Source organism: Variovorax sp. SPNA7 (genome assembly GCF_033807855.1).
GTDB lineage: Bacteria > Pseudomonadota > Gammaproteobacteria > Burkholderiales > Burkholderiaceae_C > Variovorax > Variovorax beijingensis.
The window spans coordinates 211,557-231,472 of the sequence record NZ_CP138514.1; the positions used below are offsets into that span (position 1 = coordinate 211,557).

Annotated in this window: 18 protein-coding genes; 14 read left to right on the forward strand and 4 right to left on the reverse strand. The window is 68.3% G+C overall.

Going from position 1 to position 19,916, the window contains the following annotated elements; translation table 11 throughout:
- Positions 1-3 precede the first annotated feature (3 nt).
- From RZE77_RS28705 to RZE77_RS28725, 5 genes are all read left to right on the forward strand, one after another.
- Positions 4-702 carry a chemotaxis protein CheW gene (locus tag RZE77_RS28705; RefSeq protein ID WP_319443096.1) on the forward strand — a complete coding sequence of 233 codons (699 nt, stop codon included), beginning with the start codon at positions 4-6 and terminating at the stop codon, positions 700-702.
- Complete coding sequence (locus RZE77_RS28710; protein WP_319443097.1) at positions 699-2,930, forward strand: hybrid sensor histidine kinase/response regulator; 2,232 nt, start codon at positions 699-701, stop codon at positions 2,928-2,930. The genes RZE77_RS28705 and RZE77_RS28710 overlap by 4 nt, the downstream gene beginning before the upstream one ends.
- Positions 2,927-3,967, forward strand: a complete 1,041-nt coding sequence (gene cheB, locus RZE77_RS28715) for a chemotaxis response regulator protein-glutamate methylesterase (protein ID WP_319443098.1) — start codon at positions 2,927-2,929, stop codon at positions 3,965-3,967. Before RZE77_RS28710 ends, cheB begins: the two co-directional genes overlap by 4 nt.
- Positions 3,964-5,001 (forward strand): PleD family two-component system response regulator, encoded by a 1,038-nt coding sequence (locus tag RZE77_RS28720; protein WP_319443099.1) that lies wholly within the window; start codon positions 3,964-3,966, stop codon positions 4,999-5,001. Before cheB ends, RZE77_RS28720 begins: the two co-directional genes overlap by 4 nt.
- A 258-nt stretch (positions 5,002-5,259) precedes the next feature.
- Positions 5,260-6,567, forward strand: coding sequence for a putative bifunctional diguanylate cyclase/phosphodiesterase (locus RZE77_RS28725; RefSeq protein WP_319443100.1), 1,308 nt, complete (start codon positions 5,260-5,262; stop codon positions 6,565-6,567).
- Between the two features lie 137 nt (positions 6,568-6,704).
- Here the strand turns inward: RZE77_RS28725 and RZE77_RS28730 are convergent, their stop codons facing one another.
- The gene (locus tag RZE77_RS28730; RefSeq protein ID WP_319443101.1) at positions 6,705-7,409 is read right to left on the reverse strand and encodes a diguanylate cyclase; all 705 of its coding nucleotides are present in this window, start codon (positions 7,407-7,409) and stop codon (positions 6,705-6,707) included.
- A 45-nt stretch (positions 7,410-7,454) separates the two neighbouring features.
- Here RZE77_RS28730 and relB point away from each other — a divergent pair, with 45 nt between their 5' ends.
- From relB to RZE77_RS28760, 6 genes are all read left to right on the forward strand, one after another.
- Entirely contained in the window at positions 7,455-7,763 is a 309-nt protein-coding gene (gene relB / locus RZE77_RS28735) for a type II toxin-antitoxin system RelB family antitoxin (RefSeq protein ID WP_319443102.1), read from the forward strand.
- Positions 7,760-8,056, forward strand: a complete 297-nt coding sequence (locus tag RZE77_RS28740; RefSeq protein WP_319443103.1) for a type II toxin-antitoxin system RelE/ParE family toxin — start codon at positions 7,760-7,762, stop codon at positions 8,054-8,056. The genes relB and RZE77_RS28740 overlap by 4 nt, the downstream gene beginning before the upstream one ends.
- A gap of 318 nt (positions 8,057-8,374) precedes the next feature.
- Entirely contained in the window at positions 8,375-9,859 is a 1,485-nt protein-coding gene (locus tag RZE77_RS28745; RefSeq protein ID WP_319443104.1) for an aldehyde dehydrogenase family protein, read from the forward strand.
- A 41-nt stretch (positions 9,860-9,900) separates the two neighbouring features.
- A complete protein-coding gene (locus tag RZE77_RS28750; protein ID WP_319443105.1) occupies positions 9,901-10,620 on the forward strand; it encodes a cupin domain-containing protein in 720 nt (239 codons plus the stop codon).
- A 20-nt stretch (positions 10,621-10,640) separates the two neighbouring features.
- Positions 10,641-11,966, forward strand: a complete 1,326-nt coding sequence (locus tag RZE77_RS28755) for an NAD(P)/FAD-dependent oxidoreductase (protein WP_319443106.1) — start codon at positions 10,641-10,643, stop codon at positions 11,964-11,966.
- A 360-nt stretch (positions 11,967-12,326) separates the two neighbouring features.
- The gene (locus tag RZE77_RS28760; protein WP_319443107.1) at positions 12,327-13,499 is read left to right on the forward strand and encodes a serine hydrolase domain-containing protein; all 1,173 of its coding nucleotides are present in this window, start codon (positions 12,327-12,329) and stop codon (positions 13,497-13,499) included.
- 35 nt (positions 13,500-13,534) lie between these two features.
- Here RZE77_RS28760 and RZE77_RS28765 read toward each other — a convergent pair whose 3' ends face one another.
- The 3 genes from RZE77_RS28765 to RZE77_RS28775 all read right to left on the reverse strand — a co-directional run bounded on the left by RZE77_RS28765 (position 13,535) and on the right by RZE77_RS28775 (position 16,424).
- A complete protein-coding gene (locus RZE77_RS28765; RefSeq protein WP_319443108.1) occupies positions 13,535-14,791 on the reverse strand; it encodes a CaiB/BaiF CoA transferase family protein in 1,257 nt (418 codons plus the stop codon).
- A 74-nt stretch (positions 14,792-14,865) separates the two neighbouring features.
- Positions 14,866-15,645: an IclR family transcriptional regulator gene (locus RZE77_RS28770; protein ID WP_319443109.1), complete on the reverse strand. Its 780-nt coding sequence runs from the start codon at positions 15,643-15,645 to the stop codon at positions 14,866-14,868.
- Positions 15,642-16,424, reverse strand: coding sequence for an IclR family transcriptional regulator (locus tag RZE77_RS28775; RefSeq protein ID WP_319443110.1), 783 nt, complete (start codon positions 16,422-16,424; stop codon positions 15,642-15,644). The genes RZE77_RS28770 and RZE77_RS28775 overlap by 4 nt, the downstream gene beginning before the upstream one ends.
- A gap of 145 nt (positions 16,425-16,569) precedes the next feature.
- Between RZE77_RS28775 and RZE77_RS28780 the strand changes: the two genes are divergently transcribed.
- Genes RZE77_RS28780 through RZE77_RS28790 form a run of 3 tightly spaced genes read left to right on the forward strand, consistent with a single transcriptional unit; the run spans position 16,570 to position 19,916 of the window.
- Positions 16,570-17,538 (forward strand): Bug family tripartite tricarboxylate transporter substrate binding protein, encoded by a 969-nt coding sequence (locus RZE77_RS28780; protein WP_319443111.1) that lies wholly within the window; start codon positions 16,570-16,572, stop codon positions 17,536-17,538.
- A gap of 42 nt (positions 17,539-17,580) precedes the next feature.
- Complete coding sequence (locus tag RZE77_RS28785) at positions 17,581-18,753, forward strand: acyl-CoA dehydrogenase family protein (RefSeq protein WP_319443112.1); 1,173 nt, start codon at positions 17,581-17,583, stop codon at positions 18,751-18,753.
- Entirely contained in the window at positions 18,753-19,916 is a 1,164-nt protein-coding gene (locus RZE77_RS28790; protein WP_319443113.1) for an acyl-CoA dehydrogenase family protein, read from the forward strand. The genes RZE77_RS28785 and RZE77_RS28790 overlap by 1 nt, the downstream gene beginning before the upstream one ends.

Here is a 19,916-nt window from a genome sequence, read left to right on the forward strand (position 1 = left end):
TCGATGGATGCCACGCCGATCCTCGCCGAAGGCCCAGGGCGTGCCGCGATCGACGATTGCTGGAATCGTATCGGCGTGCAAGGCGACCGCACCTGCCCGCAACTCAGGCAACACGCGCACTGCAGCCGGTGTCCCGTCCATGCCGCCGCGGCGCTGGCCCTGTTGGACCGGGAGGCGCCGCCCGGCTACCTCGCCGAGTGCACCCGCCACATGGCACAGGCCCCCAAGGCCAGCCCGGCCGACGTGGCCTCGGCGGTCGTCTTTCGCATCGGGACCGAATGGCTGGCCTTGCCGACGCAGGTCTTCCTGGAAGTTGCCGCCCTGCCTGCGATTCATTCGCTGCCCGCCCGGCGCGGGGGCATCGTGCAGGGCGTGGCCAATGTGCGCGGTGAACTGCTGGTCTGCGTGCTGCTCGGCAGCATGCTCGGCCTGGCGCGCGCCGCCGAGACCAGGCACGCACGGCCGCGCGTGGCATTGCAGCGCCTGGTGGTGATCGGCCTCGACGGCCAGCGGCTCGGCTTCGCGGTCGACGAAATGCACGGCATCGCGCGCTTCGATCCTGGCACGCTGAAGGAGGTGCCGGCCACCGTCGCCCGCGCCACGGCCCCTTACTCCAGGGCGATCCTGCCGTGGCACGCCCACATGGTCGGCCTGCTCGACGAGCAATTGCTGTTCTACACACTTCACCGGAGCCTGGCGTGACCGCCAAAGACCTCAGCGAGCTGTCGATGCTGGAGCTGTTCCGCGTCGAGGTGGAGAATCAGGCGCCCTTGCTGACGGCGGGGCTGCTCGCCCTGGAGCGGGACCCGGAGGCGGCCGACCAGCTCGAGGCCTGCATGCGCGCCGCCCATTCGCTCAAGGGCGCCGCACGCATCGTCGACATCGCCGCCGCGGTCGGCGTGGCCCACGCCATGGAAGACTGCTTCGTCGCCGCACAGGAAGGCCGGCTGCGATTGCGCCAGGGCCACATCGACCTGCTGCTCGGCGGTGTGGACCTGCTCGCGCGCTTCGCTCATTCCCCGGAGATGGATCCCCCCGACCCGCCGCAGGTGAAGGCATTTGCCGAGGCGCTGGAAAGCGCGATGCAGGACAACGGCCAAGGCGATCCGGCGCCGGACGCGGCGGTCCCGACACCGGACGCCCTCTCGAGGGCGCCCGCCCTGGCCGAAAGCGCCGCCCAGGACCGCGTCGTGCGCGTCAGCGCCGACAACCTGAACCGGCTGCTCGGCCTGGCCGGCGAATCGCTGGTGGCCGCGCGCTGGCTTCGGCCCTTCGCCGACTCGCTGCTGCGGCTCAAGCGGCTGCAGCACGAAACCGTGCAAAAGCTCGACGCGCTGCACGACGGCGACGTGCCGGCGGCATCTGCGGACGAGCGCGCCCGGCCCGCACTGCACGACATCAAGCGGCGCGTCGTCGAGTGCGAACATCTGCTGACGCAGGGGCTGGCTGATATGGAGACTTTCGAGCGGCGCTCGGCCGACCTGTCGCGCCGGCTGTACGACGAGGCGGTGGCCTGTCGCATGCGGCCGTTCGCCGACGGCGTCCATGCCACGCCGCGCATGCTGCGCGACCTCGGCCGCTCGCTCGGCAAGCAGGTCCGGCTCGAGATCGTCGGTGCCGCGACGCCGATCGACCGCGACGTGCTCGAGCGGCTGGACGCCCCACTGGGCCACCTGTTGCGCAATGCGGTCGGCCACGGCATCGAGTCGCCCGAGCAGCGCCGCGCCGCGGGCAAGCCCGCGGAAGGCGTCGTCCGGCTCGAAGCGCGCCACAGCGCCGGTGCGCTGGAGATCTCCGTCTCCGACGATGGACAGGGCATTTCCCTCGATGCGATGCGCCGCGCCGTGGTCGAGCGCAACCACACCAAGGCCGAGCTCGCGGCCGAGCTGTCGGAGGCCGAACTGCTGGAGTTCCTGTTCCTGCCCGGCTTCACCCTCAGCGACCGCGTCACCGACATGTCGGGCCGGGGCGTCGGGCTGGACGCCGTGCAGGACATGGTGAAGCAGGTGCGCGGCAGCGTGCGCGTGTGGACGCAGGCCGGGCGGGGCACGCGTTTTCAGCTGCAATTGCCGCTCACGCTCTCGGTCGTGCACACCTTGCTCGCGGACGTCGGCGGCGAGCCTTATGCCTTTCCGCTGGCGCGCATCGTGCGCACCTCCAGAGTCGCGCCGCAGCAGGTCGAACTGCTCGAAGGGCGGCAGCACGTCGAGGTCGACGGGCGGCGCATCGGGCTCGTGACTGCGCACCAGATCCTGCAGGCGGCGGAGCCCCAGGCCGCCGGCGGCGACCTCGCGGTCGTCGTCATCGGCGACCACGGCGAGACCTATGGCGTGGTGGTGGACCGCTTCCTCGGCGAGCGCGAGCTCGTGGTGCACGCGCTCGACCCACGCCTGGGCAAGATCAAGGACATCAGCGCCGGCGCGCTGATGGAGGACGGCTCGCCGGTGCTCATCATCGACGTCGAGGACATGATCCGCTCCGTGCAGAAGCTCATCGCGTCCGGCCACCTGAGCCAGGCCCGGCCGGGCCATGCCGCCGCCGATGGCAGCAAGCGCAAGCGCGTGCTGGTGGTCGACGACTCGCTGACGGTGCGCGAACTCGAACGCAAGCTGCTCGCGCAGCACGGCTACGAGGTCGAGGTGGCCGTCGATGGCATGGACGGCTGGAACGCCGTGCGCACCGGCCATTTCGACCTGCTGGTGACCGACGTCGACATGCCGCGCCTGGACGGCATCGAGCTGGTGGCCCTGGTCAAGAAGAACCCCAACCTGAAGTCCCTGCCGGTCATGATCATGTCGTACAAGGACCGCGCCGATGATCGCCGGCGCGGGCTGGAGGCCGGTGCCGACCACTACCTGACCAAGGGCAGCTTTCAGGACGAGACGCTGCTCCAGGCGGTGGTCGATCTGATCGGCGAGGCCGTCGCATGAAGATCGCCATTGTCAACGACATGCCGCTGGCGGTGGAGGCCTTGCGGCGCGTGCTGGCGCTGCGGCCCGAGCACCACGTCGTCTGGGTGGCCGAGAACGGCGCGCAGGCGGTGCAGCGCTGCACCGAGCTGAGGCCCGACCTCGTCCTCATGGACCTGCTGATGCCCGAAATGGACGGCGTCGAGGCCACGCGCCGCATCATGGCCGCGACGCCCTGCGCCATCCTGCTCGTCACCGCCGACATGGGCGCCAACACCGCCCGCATCTTCGAGGCGATGGGCCATGGGGCGCTCGACGTCGTCGATGCGCCGGCCATCGGCAGCGGCGATCCGCGGGCCGGCGCTGCACCCGTGCTGGCGAAGATCGAGATCATCGCCAGGCTGATCGGCGGGCGCGGCCGCTCCGATACCGGCAGGGCGCGGTTCGCCGCGGCACCCGGAGGGGGCTCCCCGGAAAGCCTGGTCGCCATCGGCGCATCGGCCGGCGGGCCGGCCGCGCTGGCCACGCTGCTGCGCGGCCTGCCGGCCGACTTTCCCGCGGCCGTCGTCATCGTCCAGCATGTCGACGAGCAGTTCGCCGCCGGCATGGCGCACTGGCTGGCGCAGCATTCGGTGCTGCCGGTCGAGCTGGCCCGGGAAGGCGAACGACCAACGCCCGGCAAGGTGCTGCTCGCGGCGACCAACGACCATCTGCGGCTGGTCGCGCGCGAGCGGCTCGCCTACACGCGCGCCCCGCAGAGCTATGTCTACCGCCCGTCCGTCGACGTGTTCTTCCACAGTGCCTGCGCGCTGTGGCGCGGCGAGATCGTCGGTGTGCTGCTGACCGGCATGGGGCGCGACGGTGCGAATGGCCTGAAAGCCTTGCGCGACAAGGGCCACCACACCATCGCGCAGGACCAGGCCAGCAGCGCCGTCTATGGCATGCCCAAGGCCGCAGTCGCGCTGGACGCCGCGGTCGACATCCTGCCGATCGAGGCGATTGCGGCGCAACTGTGCAATGTTCTTTCCACCCAGACCGAACCCGGGGGATCACCATGATCAAAACCGAATCGCAGGACGACGGCGTGCCGAGGGCGCCCACTGGCAAGGTCTACCGGGTCATGGTGCTGCTGGTGGATGACCAGGCGATGGTGGGCGAGGCGGTGCGGCGCGCGCTGCTGAATCAGCCGAACATGGATTTCCACTATTGCTCCGATCCGGCCGAAGCGCTCGCGGTGGCCGAGCAGATCCGGGCCACGGTTATCCTGCAGGACCTGGTCATGCCCACCATCGACGGCTTGACGCTGGTTCGCCGGTACCGTGCCAATCCGGCCACCGCGGAGATACCGATCGTGGTGCTGTCGACCAAGGAAGACCCGGCGGCCAAGGGCGACGCCTTTGCGGCTGGCGCCAACGACTATCTCGTCAAGCTGCCAAGCCAGGTCGAACTGATTGCGCGCATCCGCTACCACTCGAAGGCGTATCTGAACCAGCTGGAGCGTGACGAAGCCTACCGAGCACTGCGCGAGAGCCAGCGGCAGTTGATGGAGAAGAACATCGAGTTGCAGCGGATGACCCATTCGGACGGACTCACCGGGGTCTTCAACCGGCGCCGTTTCGATGAATACATCCAGGAGGAATGGAGCCGGGCGCTGCGCGACCAGAGCGCGCTCTCCGTGCTCATGATCGACATCGACGACTTCAAGCAATACAACGACACCTACGGCCACCTGGCCGGCGACGAGGTCTTGAAGAAGGTGGCGAGCACCTTGGAGCTGAATGTCAGCCGATCGACCGATCTGGTCGCCCGCTTCGGCGGCGAGGAGTTTGCGCTGGTCATGAGGACCACGCCCCAGGAGGGCGCGTTCGCCGTGGCCAGGAGGCTTCGCATGTCGGTGGAGGGGATGGGGCTGGTGCACGGCCGTTCCTCGGTGGCCGGGTTCCTGACCGTGAGCGTTGGCGGCGCATCGATGGTCCCTTCGCGCGACGGCTCCTTTCTCGATCTTATCGAGGCCGCCGACAAGGCGCTCTACGAGGCCAAGCGAGCCGGCAAGAACCGGGAGGTGATGTACGAGGGCGGGAGCGGGCAGTGACGGGCCCCTGCCTTCGCCCAAGCGATCCAGCCGGCAGCGGGGTGGCCGCCCACCTTCATCTTTTCGTCCGCCATGGTGTCGTGCTCCTTCAGCAACCCATAGGGTCGGGCTGCAATACCTTGCCATGGACAGCCGGGGCAGGCTGAATCGAGAGACCGCCCGCTTTCCATTCTTCGGAGCGCCAGCCTTTTGCCGAACGATCCCGATCAGGTTTTCACGTTCCCGGACGAAGAGCTGAAACGCCTTCCCCCCGACGAGGTGCTGTCTCCGCTCATCGCCGACTGGGCGCGCGCGGGCAAGCGCCTGGCCATCGTCTGCGACATCGATCTCGATCGCTTCAGCCAACTCAACCAGCGGCTGGGCATGGCCGGCGGCAATGCCGCGCTGGTCGAGGCGGCCCGGCGCATCAAGGCTCAGATGCCGCGCGAGTCGCTGCTGGCGCGCACCGGGGGCGACGAGTTCGCGGCCGTCTTCGCCGGGCTGGGGTTTCCGCAGTGCCACGAGGTGCTGGAGCGCATCCTTGCGGCACTGGCCGAACCTTGGGTGTGGCGGGACCACATCGCCGGCCTTGGCGCCAGCCTCGGCGCGCGGCTGATCGACAGCACCGGCCCGGCACCCGAACTCGCGCTGCGCGACGCCCAGCATGCGGCGTTCTTCGCCAAGCGCGCCGCCGACGGCAAGGTGCATTATTTCGACGCACCGCAGGCCCACGCCGACGCGCAGGTCGTGCGCCAGCGCCAGCGCATCCAGGAGGGGCTGGCGCGCGGCGAGTTCTTCCTGTGCTACCAGCCCAAGGTCGACATGCACCGCGGCGTGGTGGTGGGCGCGGAGGCGCTCATTCGCTGGCATCACCCGGAGCGCGGCCTGCTGCAGCCGATCCACTTCGTGCCCCTGCTGGAGGACGACACGCTGGCCGAGCAGGTCGGTCAATGGGTCATCGGCACCGCGCTGCGGCAGCTGTACGACTGGCGCGAGGCCGGCCTGCGCATGTCGGTCAGCGTCAATGTGAGTCCGCTGCACATGATGCGCCACGACTTCGTCGACCGGCTCACGGAACAACTGGCGCAGTATCCGAAGCTCGGCCCGGGCGCGCTGGAGCTCGAAATCCTCGAGACCACGGCGATCAGCCAGTTTGCCACCGTGGCCAGCTTCGTGGAGGCCTGCCGGACGCTCGGAGTGGCCGTGGCCATCGACGATTTCGGCACCGGCTATTCGTCGCTCACCTACCTGCGCCAGCTGCCCGTGTCGTCGGTCAAGATCGACCAGTCTTTCATCCGCGACATGCTCGGCAGCGAAGCCGACCGAGCGATCGTGCAGGGCATCCTGCTGCTGCTGAAGGCGCTGGGACGCACCGCCGTGGCCGAAGGTGTCGAGACCTTGGCCCATGGTGAGGCTCTGCTCGCGATGGGTTGCACCCTCGCCCAGGGATACGCCATCGCGAAGCCACTGCCGGCCGACCAGATGATGCACTGGGTGGCCGAGTTCGAGCGCGCGCCGCTGTGGGGCCGCGAACTGGCGCCCGAAGGTCTGCCGGCCGCACGGGTCGGACCGGCCTGCCTGCCTTAGGCCGTGGCGGCGTGTCGGGCGTTCTCAGCGCAGTGCCCGCAATCTGATGGTTCGAGAACCGCCTCGAACCAGCAGCAATCTCGCCCTTCGTCGGGGCTCGTCCGCCCCCATGCGCCACGGTCTCCGCTGGAAACTGGTCAATCGTGCACGATGACCGTATTTCGACTCGCTTGCTTGGCAAGGTAGAGCGCATCGTCCGCGGCGTTCAAAAGTTCGAACGGCGTGCTGTCCGGCTGCGGAATCCCGGACGCCACGCCAAGGCTGACGGACACGGTACCCAGCGCTGACGCCGCATGCGGAATTTGCAAGTCGGCCACGGCCAGCCGCGCCCTTTGCGCAACCTCGAACGCACCTTCGGCATCCGTCGCGGGCAACAGCAAAACCATTTCTTCGCCCCCGTAGCGTGCGACAAGATCGCCCGAGCGCCACACGGCCGAGCGCAGTGCCTGTGCGACCCGCTGCAAGCAGTCGTCGCCTTCCAGGTGGCCGTACAGATCGTTGTATTTCTTGAACTCGTCGACGTCGACCATGACGATCGCCAGCTGCGTCTGGCTTGCCAGCGCCTGTTGGAAGTTGAGGACCAGGCGGGCGTCGAAGTAGCGGCGGTTGGCAAGGCCTGTCAGCCCGTCTTCCTGCGCAAGATGTTCCAGCCGCTCGTTGGCCTCCGTCAAGGCGTCCCGGGCGCTCCGCAAGTGCAGTTCGGCCACCAGTCGTCTGCGCATCGAGCGAATCAGATAGCGGTGCTTGCGGCCCAGCAGGAAGAGGGCAGGCAGCGAGCTCAGCCCGCCTGCTGCTGCGTCCAGCCCAAGCGCTGTACCAGTGTGCGTTGCGATGTCATTCAATTGAATTACAATAAATCCATTGTTCTCTGACTTGAGAGGCCCGCCATGGTCGCAAACGCATTGGTACAGACCCGCATCGACGCTGACGTGAAGGAGCGCGCCACCGCAGTGCTCGACAACATCGGCCTCACCGTCTCGGACGTGATGAGGATAGTTCTGACACGTGTGGCCAAGGAGGGCGCATTGCCGGCGGGTTTTACCGTTGACGCTGCGGCCCATGACGCCTGGTTCCGAGCCAAGGTGCAGGAGGCCTTGGATGATCCGAGCCCTGCCGTCCCGCACGAGAAAGTTGAAGCGCATTTCGCCAAGCGCCGGGCAGCTGCGCTGCTCAAAGCGGGCGAAGGTAAGGCGTGAGGCTGGAGTGGTCGCTGTTGGCGATGGATGACCGGGAGCGGATTTTCGACTTCATCGAACAAGACGATCCGCGTGCGGCGATTGCAGTGGACGAGCGCATCGCCACGCAAGTGCTGATGCTGTTTCAGTTTCCAGAAGGCGGGCGTCCAGGGCGCGTCGAAGGGACGCGCGAACTGGTCGTTCGCCGCACGCCGTACATCGTGGCCTATCGGGTTGGAAAGGATTGCGTTCGCATCCTTCGAATTCTTCACAGCGCGCAGTTGTGGCCCGGCGAACTGACAGACCTGCTGTGAAGAGGGGTTGAATGTTGTTCGCCATCTGGTGTTTGCATGGCGAGAGCGTGCAAGGCGAAACCCCGGTTTCGACCTTCAGTTGATGGCGTAACTGACATGCTGAAGCCCACCATCCAACTGTATGAATGGACACGCTCATTGACGAGGGCGCGCGCCTCGTGAGCGGCTATCTCCAAGGCCAGCGCGGAACCAAGGCCACGGCAGGATCTGCTGCCAGCGGCGCGAACAACCGCAGCCTGCTTTGTGCAAGACCCTCATTGCAGCACCGGCGCGGGAGGCACGCGGCCTAAACTTTTGGGCATCCAAAGGACCGGCGCCGTGAACTCCTCCATCATCATCGAACCCCTCCGCAACGCCGGCCGCCTGCACCGCGTGTTCATCGACGGCGAATGGGTGGTACCGCAGGGCCAGGCCCGTGCCAGCGTCATCGACCCGTCGACCGAGGAGCCCATTGCGGATATCGCGCTGGGCAACGCGCAAGACGTGGATGCGGCCGTGGCCGCCGCGCGCCGCGCCTTCACTGCATGGTCCGTGAGTTCCGCCGAAAGCAGGGCCGTGCTTCTCGACCGAGTGCACACACTCATCCTCGAGCGCGCAGAACTGTTCGCGCAGGCGATCTCGCTGGAGATGGGCGCTGCCATCGGTTTTGCGCGCCTCACACAGGTGCCATCTGCTGCGGAGCACATCCGCGTGGCCCGCGACACTGCGCGCAGCTATGCGTTTGTCACCCATCGCGGGGACATGGCGATCGCGCGCGAAGCCATCGGCGTGTGCGGCCTGATCACGCCGTGGAACTGGCCGCTCTACCAGATCACCGCCAAGGTCGGAGCGGCCCTGGCCGCCGGATGCACGGTCGTGCTGAAGCCCAGCGAGCTGTCGCCGCTGAGCGCCTTGCTCTTTGCCGAAGCGATGCACGACGCCGGCATTTCGCCGGGTGTGTTCAACCTGGTGAACGGCAGCGGACCGGAAGTGGGCGCGGCCCTGGCGGCGCATCCGGACGTGGACATGATCTCGTTCACGGGGTCGACGCGGGCCGGTGTGCTGGTGGCCCAGGCGGCGGCCCCGACGGTGAAGCGCGTGGCCCAGGAGCTCGGCGGGAAATCTCCCAACCTCATCCTGCCCGATGCGGACCTGGCGCGCGCCGTGCCAGGAGGCGTGGCGGCGGGCTTTCGCAACGTCGGCCAGTCCTGCAGCGCTCCGACCCGCATGATCGTGCCCCGTGCGCGCCTGCAGGAGGTCGAGCGGATCGCGCTCGAAGCAGCATCCGGCATGGTCGTGGGCGATCCGCGTTCGCAGCAGACCACGCACGGCCCGGTGGCGAACCGCGCGCAGTTCAATCGCGTGCAGGAAATGATCGGCATCGGCATTGCCGAAGGGGCGCAGCTCCTTTGTGGTGGCCCTGGACGGCCGGAGGGCTTGAGCCGCGGCTTCTATTGCCGACCGACCATCTTCACCGCGGTGCATTCCCGGATGCAGATCGCGCAGGAGGAGATCTTCGGGCCGGTGCTCGTGCTGATCCCCTACGACAGCGTGGACGAGGCCGTGGAGATCGCCAACGACACGGTCTATGGCCTGGGTGCGCACGTGCAAGGGCAGGACCTTGCCGCGGCGCGTGCCGTCGCGGTGCGGATCCGGTCCGGGCAGGTGCACATCAACTATCCGGCCTGGAACCCCCATGCTCCCTTCGGTGGCTACAAGCGCTCGGGGAACGGGCGCGAATACGGCATCGAAGGTCTCGGGGAGTACCTGGAAACCAAGGCCATTCTCGGCTTCCAGGATGCCTCGGTGCCCGCTACCGAATGACAGATTTCAAACAAGACATTGCGTATCGCGCAGGAGCAATCATGACCGTGGCCCTCGTACTGCACCGCGCCGATGGAGCACCCCTTTCGACCGCTTTCCGCAGGGCGCCGTTCGGCAAGGACGACCCCTTTGCGCGGCATCGCGAGATCGCATGGGAAGGGCCCGGTGCGATGAGCGCGGGCCGCACCAGCTTCATCGGCGAGCTCGAAGTCGCGAGCTATCCCCACATCGAGACCATCGTCGTGGTCGAGGGCGAGCTGACCCTGACAACGGCCGGAGCGGCCCCGCTGGTGGTCGGTCCGCAGGCGGGCGCCGTCATCGGATGCGGCACCTCGGTGCATATCCAGGCCAAGTCCCGCGCGCGGTTCGTGTTTTGCGCGGCGGCTTGCGAGAGACCGACCCGACGCGGCGTCTTTCCGCTGCAGGCCGACGCCAGCTTCAAGCCCTCCGCCACGCTGCCCGCGGAAGTGCTGCTGGGCCCCTCGCCGGAATGCCGCAGCGACAACGTCTTCACCGACGACGGCGCGCAGTACCTCGCGGGCACCTGGGACTCGACGCCCTACCACCGGATCGTTCGCCCGCATCGCATGAACGAGTTCATGCATCTGCTGGCCGGCAGCGTGCGGTTCGCATCGCCTGATGGCAGCGTGCTTTCCACGGCGGCCGGCGACGCGCTGTTCGTGCCTCAGGGCGCACCGATCGGTTGGGAAAGCAGCGATCGCGTGGCGAAGTTCTACGTGTGCCAAAGCGTCGCGGCTTGAACGGGCGAGCGAGATTCATCATGTCCCCTCCGCTGCGCCACATTCAGACTTCGCCCACGCTGCCGGCTTCGGCCGACGTCGTCGTGATCGGCGGCGGCATAATCGGCGTCTTCACCGCCTACTACCTGGCCCAGCGTGGCCTTTCGGTCGCCTTGGTCGAGAAGGGCCGGATCGGCGCCGAGCAATCGAGCCGCAACTGGGGCTGGTGCCGGCAGCAGAACCGCGATGCCCGCGAGCTGCCGTTGGCGAGCAAGAGCCTCGACCTGTGGGAACAGTTTGCCGCCGAGAGCGGCGAAGACGCGGGCTTTCATCGCTGCGGGCTGCTCTATCTCAGCAATGACGAGGCCGAAATTTCCCGCTGGGCCAGCTGGCGCGATTTTGCAAAAACCGCAGGCGTGACGACCCACATGCTGAGCAGCCGCGAGGCCGCCGAGCGCGGGCATGCGACCGGCCGCGCATGGAAAGGCGGCGTCTTCTCGCCCAGCGATGGCACCGCCGATCCTGCCAAGGCCGCGCCGGCCGTGGCCGCTGCGCTCATCAAGCTCGGAGGCACCGTCCACCAGAACTGCGCGGCCCGCGGCATCGAGATGGAAGGCGGACGGGTCAGCGGCGTGATCACGGAAGCCGGCGTCATCAAGACCCGGACGGCCGTGATGGCTGGTGGCGCCTGGGCGTCGTCGTTCTGCAGGCAGCTGGGCATCCGTTTTCCGCAGGCCTCGATCCGCCAATCCATCCTGAGCGTGTCTGCTGTGCAGCAGCGCCTGCCGGATGCCGTGGTGAGCGCGGGCGTGTCCGCCACGCGCCGCAACGACGGACGCTATGCACTGGCCATCAGCGGCCGCGCGCGCGTGGATCCGACAGGGCAGTTCATGCGCTTCGCGCCGCAATTCGTGCCCATGTTCGCCAAGCGCTGGCGCAACCTTCGCCCGGGCGGCCTGGAAGCCATTCGAAGTGGCCATGAAACGCTGGCGCGCTGGCGGCTGGACGCGCCGACGCCCATGGAACGCGTGCGCATTCTCGATCCGAAGCCCGATCTGTCGGCGATCAGGGAGACCCACCGCCGCGCCATCGAACTGCTGCCCCAGCTTCGCGATGCCACGATCACGCACGCCTGGGCGGGCTACATCGACAGCACGCCGGACGGTGTTCCCGGCATCGGCGAGGTGCCGGGCATGCCGGGCTTCATTTTGGCTGCGGGCTTTTCCGGACACGGCTTCGGCATCGGCCCTGGCGCCGGCCACCTGATCGCGGACCTTGCCAGCGGCGCCGAACCGATCGTCGATCCCGTGCCGTATCGGCCGGAGCGCTTCAGCCACTCGGCATGGGGGAAGGTCGCTGATTTCTAGGCGTCGAGGCCGTCCTTTGCGCAGCTACGCCGACTTCGTCAAGGAGGCCGTTGCCGCTTCGCAGGCGGCGCGCCTCGCGACAGGTTGCGCTTGTGGCGGAGGCAGACATATGCAACCATCGCGCCGCCGTGCGGCGAGGCGAGAAAGCGCATCGCCATCACTCGTCGGGCGTCATACCAACAAGGGGGCCGCGTGGATCAAGGTGTTCAAAAGAAGGCATTCGTACTATTGCGCGGATTGCACGCGGCTCCTTCGGTTCTCTTGATTGCGGCGGCAATGCTGGTTGCCGCTTGCGGTGGTGGCGGTGGGAATGGCGGCGCTGTTCTTCCGATCGTCGGCATTCCACCTGCAAATGGCGGCGTGAGCCCTCCGGACAACGGCAACTCCGACGGCTACCCGCATGCGCTGGAGCCCATCGGCACGGTGCGCCAGATCTACGACGGTGCACTCTCCGCCGAACTGGCGGTCAACACCTACCGCAACATCGACCGCTTGTTTCCCACGCGCACTGTCGAGCCCGGCGGCACGCCGCTTGCGTTGCCCGCTGCAGCCACGCGGCTCACGCAGGTGAACTTCACTGTGAGTGCCGCGACCTACAGTCTCGCCAACTTCATGTCGGTGAATCGTGTTGCCGGTCTGCTCATCCTGAAGGACGGCAAGATCGCCAACGAGACCTATCAGTACGGCAACACGCAGCGCACGCGCTGGATGTCGATGTCGGTGGCCAAGTCGGTCACCTCGACGCTGATCGGGGCGGCCGTGAAAGATGGCTACATTGCCAGCATCGATGACCAGGTCACCAAGTACGTGCCGCGGCTGGCGGGCAGCGCCTACGATGGTGTGACGGTGCGCAATGTGATGATGATGGCCTCGGGCGCGCAGTGGAATGAGACCTACACCAACCCGAACTCCGACCGCCGCCAGTTGCTCGAGGCACAGATCAGCCAGAAGCCGGGCTCGGCCATGGATCTCATGAGCAAGCTGCCGCGCGCGGCGGCACCGGGCTCCGTCTACAACTACAGCACCGGTGAAACACAGGTGGCCGGCGAGATCGTCTACAACGCGGTCAAGAAACCCCTGGCGCAATACCTGTCCGAGAAGATCTGGTCGAAGGCCGGGATGGAGGCGCAGGCCAACTGGTGGCTCGACTCGCCCAACGGTGTGGAGATCGGCGGCAGCGGCCTCAGCGCCACCTTGCGCGACTACGGCCGCTTCGGCCTGTTCGTGATGAACGATGGCGTGGCTGCCGGCCAGCAGGTGGTGCCGGTCGGATGGGTCACGGAAGCGGGCACGCCCAAGGTGCTGACCGGTGGCAACCCGATCAACTATGGCTACCTGTGGTGGATACCGCCGAGTGGCCCGTCGGTCGCAGACGGCGCCTTCTACGCGAACGGCATCATGGGCCAGCAGATCTACATCAACCGCAAGGAAAAGGTGGTCATCGTCGTCTGGGGCGCGCAGACCGATCCCGCGGGAAACGGCACCTTGCCGGTGGTGCCGTTCTTCGATGCCGTCGTGGCGGCGCTCAGGTAGGCGGTGCGAATGTCCAGGCCAGCCGCAGTGCGCGCTCAGATCACGCCGTCGCGCTGCAGCCTGCCCAGCGCCTCGCCGCCAAGGCCCAGCGCCCCGTAGACCTCCGCGTTGTGTTCGCCGGCGGCCGGCCCGGTGCGCGGCGCCGCGGGCTTGAAGCCCGAGAAGCGCGGCACGATCGCGGGGGCGGGCAGCGATCCGAGGTCCGGATCGGGCAGGCGGATGATGGCTTCGCGCGCAATGAAGTGCGCATCGGCCATCACGTCGTCCACCGCATAGACCTTGCTGTGGGGAACGCCGCCGCGGGTCAGGGCCTCGGACAGTTGCGCGAGCGTCTGGCATTCGCACCAGCCGGCCACGATCGCATCGATCTCGTCGATGTTGCGCACCCGGTCCGGCGTGGTGGCAAAGCGCGGATCGTGCGCCAGCGCCGGTCGGCCCATGGCCTGGCAGATGCGCTTGAAGATGGGGTCGGACGATCCCACGATCGTGACCCAGTGGCCGTCGGCCGTGCGGTACATGTTGGACGGGGCCGTGTAGGTGGCCCGGCTGCCCGAGCGGCTGCGCGCCTGCCCCAGCACCTCGTGCTCGACCGGCAGGGCTTCGAGCAGCCGGAACATGGCCTCGGTCGCCGCGAGGTCGATCTCCCGGCCCGGTGCGTCCGGGTGGCGATGGCGTTCCGCGATGGCGGTGGAGATGGCGAAGGCACCGAACAGGCCCGCGATGACGTCGCCGAGCGGATAGTTCATGTGCTGCGGACTGCGGCCGCTTTCGCCGGTCAGGTGGGCGAAGCCGCTCATCGCCTCGAAGATGCGCGCGAAGCCCGGGCGCTGCGCATAGGGGCCGGTCTGGCCGAAGCCGGTGACGCGCAGGATGATGAGTCTGGGGTTGACCGACCACAGCGTCGGCGCGTCGAGCCCCCACTTGTCGAGCGTGCCGGTGCGGAAGTTCTCGACCAGCACATCGAAGGACGCGATCAGCCGCAGGAACAGTGCGCGGCCCTCCGGCTTGCGCACGTCGAGCGACACGCCTTTCTTGCCGCGGTTCGAGACCTTCCAGAACAGCGCATGATCCGGCGTGGTGGGCGAGAGCGAGCGCAGCGGGTCGTTGCCTTCGGGCAGCTCCAGCTTGACGACCTCGGCGCCCATGTCGGCGCACAGCGAGGCCGAGAAGGGCGCCGCGATCACGGTGGCCATGTCGAGGATCCGGATGCCGGCCAGCGGCCCCTGCGGCGTGGCGGGCGGTGGCGCGGGCTCCGCGGCTGCTGCGGTGTGTTTGGAGGTGTCGGATGGCATGCATCGAAGTCTGTTGGCGCGCTCCATTTGCCGCAACTCATGTTTCGACATCCTGAACGCGGCGCTGGCGCGCGCTATCGCAGGCCCAGCGAGAGCTCGATGCTGTGCGCCAGCGTGAGCAGCCGCGGCGCGACCTCCCGGCGCATCTGCGCGAAGCTGCCGCGCTTGGTTGCGACGGCGCAGTTCAGCACGAACTGCATGCCATCCACCAGGCCGTGCAGCGGCACGGCAAAGCCATGCCGGTTCGGCTGCCAGTCGGCGCGGGCACTGCAGAAGCCGTCGCGCGCCAGTTCTTCGCGCGCCAGCTCGGCGGCCACCGCGTGGCGCTCGAACTCGGCCGGCACGGCAACGCGGATCTGGTTCAGCACCGACAGCCGCTCCTCGGGCGCGGCGCGCGCGAGCCAGGCGCGGCCGATGGCCGTGGCCAGCATGGGAAGCGGCGCGCCGATGTCGGGCGTCAGCACGAAGTCTTCGCTGCTGCGCGCGGTCTCCACGTACACCATGTGGATGCGGTGGCGCAGCCCGAGCGAGACGGCGCCTTCGATCTCGCGCGCCAGTGTTTCCATCATCGGCCGCGCGACCGGGCGGATGCGCATGCTGGCCAGCAGCGGATGGCTCAGGCCGAGCACGGCCGCGCCCAGCCGGTACCTGGCGCTGGCCGGGTCGCGCCGCAGGTAGCCGAGCAGCGCCAGCGTGTGCGTCAGGCGCGCGACCGTGGGCTTGGAGAGGCCGGTGCGCTGCGCGAAGTCCTTGTTCGCGAGGCTCGATTCGCCCGGATGAAAGCACAGCAGCAGGTCGATGCCGCTCGCCAGCGTGGTGGCGAACTGGCGGTCCTTGGTGTCCACGTCTTTCATGGCACGGCATCCAGGTCGGCTTCGACGCTGCGCGCGAGCGCGACGAGGCGCGGGCCCACGCCTTGCTCGAGCTGGCGCGGGCCGAGCCGCGACGTGAGCACGCCGCAATTGAGCACCAGGGTCTCGCCGTCCTGTGGAATGCGGATCGGCACGCCGACCGCCTGCACGTCGCTGCGCCAGGCGCCGCGCGACACGCAGAACCCCTTGCGCTTGAGGTCGGCCTGCGCCCGCGCCAGGTCGGCTTCGTATGTTTGCACCTGGCCCGGTTCCGACGCTTCGATCTGCGCGAGCACGGCGTCGCGCAGCTGCTGCGGCGCGTGCGCGAGCCAGCTGCGCCCCATGGCTGTCGGCAGCATCGGCACGGCCGCGCCGATGTCTGGCCGCCACGCGCTCAGGTCGTGGCCGCGGCAGGTTTCGATGTAGACCATCCGCGTGCGGTCGCGCATGCCCAGCGAGACCGAGCCGCCCACCTCGTCGGCCAGCTGCTTCATGCGGCCGCGCGCGACCTGCCGGATGCGCAGGCTGGCCATCAGCGGATAGCCGATCGTGAGCGCCGTGGAGCCCAGGCGATAGCGCCGCAGGTGCGCATCGAAGACCACCAGGCCGCGCGCCGCCAGCGTGTAGGTCAGCCGCGAGATCGTCGCCTTCGACAGCCCGGTGCGCTCCGACAGCTCCTTGTTGCCGAGCGCGGGCTCGCCGACGGTGAAGCAGTGCAGCACCTGCAGGCCGTGCTGCAGCGTGGTGGCGAAGTCGGGGTCGGGGTGGCGTGCGGCAGGCATGTGGGGCTCGTGTTGCGCGCTGAATGCTACGTCCGGCAGGGCGCGCTGGCGAGCGGCGGCATTCAAGATAGAGAAACATCGTTTTCCATATGTCATGCCGCTGCGTAGTCTCCGGGCCCTGGCAAAGAATCAACCGGAGACTCCCATGCGCAAGATGTTCATGCTCGCTGCCGCCTGCCTGCTGGCCGCGGCTTCCGCGGTGCACGCCGACCCGGCCGCCTATCCGGCCAAGCCGGTCCGCCTCATCGTGCCCTTTGCACCGGGCGGCTCCACCGACGTGCTGGCGCGGCTGCTGGCCGCGGCGCTCGTGCCCGAGCTGGGGCAGCCCGTCATCGTCGAGAACAAGGCCGGCGCCGGCGGCAACATCGGCGGCGACTACGTCGCCAAGTCGGCGCCCGATGGCTACACGCTGCTGATCGCGGCGGCCGGCCCCACGGTGATCAACCCGAGCCTCTACGCGAAGATGCCCTACGACCCGGCCAAGGACCTGCGGCCGGTGACGCTGCTGATCCAGGAGCCCAACCTGATGGCGGTCCACCCCAAGATTCCGGCGAAGACGGTGCCCGAGTTCATCGCCTACGCCAGGTCCAGGCCCAACGACGTCAGCTTCGGCTCGGCGGGCAATGGCAGCCCGTCCCACCTGGCCGGCGAATGGTTCAACCAACTCACCGGCACCCGGATGGTCCACGTGCCGTACAAGGGCACGGGCCCCGCGATGAACGACCTGCTGGCCGGCCAGATCGCGATGATGATCGACAACATGCCCGCGCTGTGGCCGCATGTGCAGGCGGGCAAGCTCAGGGCGCTGGCGGTGTCCACCGACAAGCGGGCCACGGCCGCGCCCGAGGTGCCGACCGTCGCCGAGTCCGTCAAGGGCTTCAGCTTCGGTGCATGGAAGGGCCTGATGGTGCCTGCTGCAACGCCCGCGGCCATCGTCGAGCGCCTGCACGCCGCCACCACCAAGGCGCTCGAAAAGCCCGAGCTTCGCCAACGGCTGCTGGCGCTGGGCGCCGAGCCGGTCGGCAACACCCCGGCGCAGTTTGCCGAGCTCATCAAGGCCGACACGGCTTCGTGGGCCGCGCTGGTGAAGTCCACCGGAACCAAGCTGGACTGAGGTCCGCGCGCATCCACCCCCTGAAGCAAGGAGCAACACATCATGCAGCGTGATCCCGCCGCCTTCGAACAATTCCTGGTCAGCCTGCGCAGCTACGTGCGCGAGCGGCTGGTGCCGAACGAGGCGCGCGTGGCCGACGCCGACGAAGTGCCCGCCGACCTGGTGGCCGACATGGCGGCGCAGGGCCTGTTCGGCTATTCGATCCCCGAGGCCTATGGCGGCGCAGGCATGACGACCGAGGAGCTGGTGCTGGCGGCAATGGAACTGTCGCAGTGCTCGGTGGCCTTTCGGGCCCGTGTCGGCACCAACACCGGCATCGGTTCCGAAGCCCTGGTGGCCGACGGCACTGAAGAACAGAAGCGGCGCTATCTGCCCAGGCTGGCCAGCGGCGAGCTGACCGGCGCGTTCGCGCTGACCGAACCCGAAGCCGGCTCGGACGCCGTGTCGCTGCGCACATCGGCGCGGCGCGAGGGCGACCACTACGTGCTCAACGGCACCAAGTGCTTCATCACCAACGCGCCGATCGCCGGCCTTTTCACGGTGATGGCGCGCACCGATCCCCACGACCTGTCGGCGCGCGGCGTCACGGCCTTCCTGGTCGAGCGCGGCATGCCCGGGCTCAGCACCGGGCCGGCCTACAGGAAGATGGGACAGGCGGGCTCGCCCGTGTCCGAGGTGCACATGAGCGACTGCATCGTGCCGGCGGAGAACGTCATCGGCGGGCGCGAAGGGCAGGGCTTCAAGACGGCGATGAAGGTGCTGAACAAGCAGCGCATCCATCTGGCGGCCCTGTGCATCGGGCCGGCGATCCGCATGCTGCAGGACGCGGTGGCGTTCGTGTCCACGCGCAAGCAGTTCGGCCAGGCGCTCTCGGGCTTCCAGCTGATCCAGGCCTTGATCGCCGACAGCCAGACCGAGATCCATGCGGCCCGGGCGCTCGTGCTGGACACCGCGCGCAAGCGCGACGAAGGCATCGACGTGACGATGGAGGCGTCGATCTGCAAGTATTTCGCGTCCGAGATGTGCGGCCGCGTGGCCGACCGCAGCGTGCAGATGCTGGGCGGCTACGGCTACATCGCCGACCACGGCATGGAGCGCTTCTACCGCGACGTGCGGCTGTTCCGGCTGTACGAAGGCACGAGCCAGATCCACCAGCTCAACATCGCCAGGCGCACGCTGGCCAAGGCCGGCTACGGCGGCGAAGGCGCCTCCTGATGTTCGGCTACAGCGAGCGCCTTCCGGCGCTGCGCGAGGCGGTCCGGCGCTTCGTCGAGGAAGAGGCCATTCCGCGCGAGCACCCGGCGCTGGCCCACGACCTGGACGCGCTGGAAGCCGCGGTGCGTTCGCTGCGCGCCAAGGCCATGGAGGCCGGCATCTACGCGCCGCAGCTGCCGGTGGCGTGGGGCGGCCTGGGCCTGTCCTGGCGCGATCGGTCGGTGCTGCTCGAAGAGGCGGGCCGGAGCTTCCTCGCGCCATTGGCCATGAACTGCGCACCGCCGGACCAGCCCAACATGATCAACCTGCTGGCCGAAGGAACGCCGGCGCAGCAGCAGCGCTACCTGGTGCCGCTCGCGCGCGGCGAGGCCCGCTCGTGCTTTGCGATGACCGAACCCGAGCCCGGCGCCGGGTCCGACCCGTCGATGCTGCAGACGGTGGCCGAGCGCCGACCCGGCGGCTGGGTCATCAACGGCCGCAAGTGGTTCATCAGCGGGGCGGTCGGCGCCGCGTTCGCGCTGGTGCTGGCGAAGACCGGCGAGGGCGCGACGATCTTCATCGTCGATGCCGGCAACCCCGGCTACCGCGTGGTGCGCAACATCGCGAGCATCGACGGCTTCCAGATCGGCGGGCATGGCGAGATTGAACTGCAGGACTGCTTCGTCGAAGATGGCGCGGTGCTGGGCGAGGCGGGCCAGGGCTTTGTCCAGGCGCAGGCGAGGCTCGAACCGGCGCGCCTGTCGCACTGCATGCGCTTCATCGGCCGCGCCTCGCGCGCGATGGCATTGGCGCAGGACTACGCCAACCGGCGCCACTCGTTCGGGCAGCCGCTCGCGCAGCTGCAGCAGGTGCAGGCGATGGTGGCGGACTCGCACATCGACCTGCATGCCGCACGCCTGATGACATGGCACGCGGCCGCAAAGCTCGATGCGAAGCAAGGCATCAAGCACGAGTCGGCCATGGTCAAGGTGTTCGTGTCGGAAGCCGTGGGGCGCGTGGCGGACCGCGCCGCGCAGATCATGGGCGCGCTCGGCATGTCGGAAGACTCGCCCGTGTCGATGATCCTGCGCGAGATGCGGCCCTTTCGCGTCTATGACGGCGCGTCGGAGGTGCACCGCTCGACGCTGGCGCGGCGCATCCTGAAGGAATCGCTGCGTCCTTGA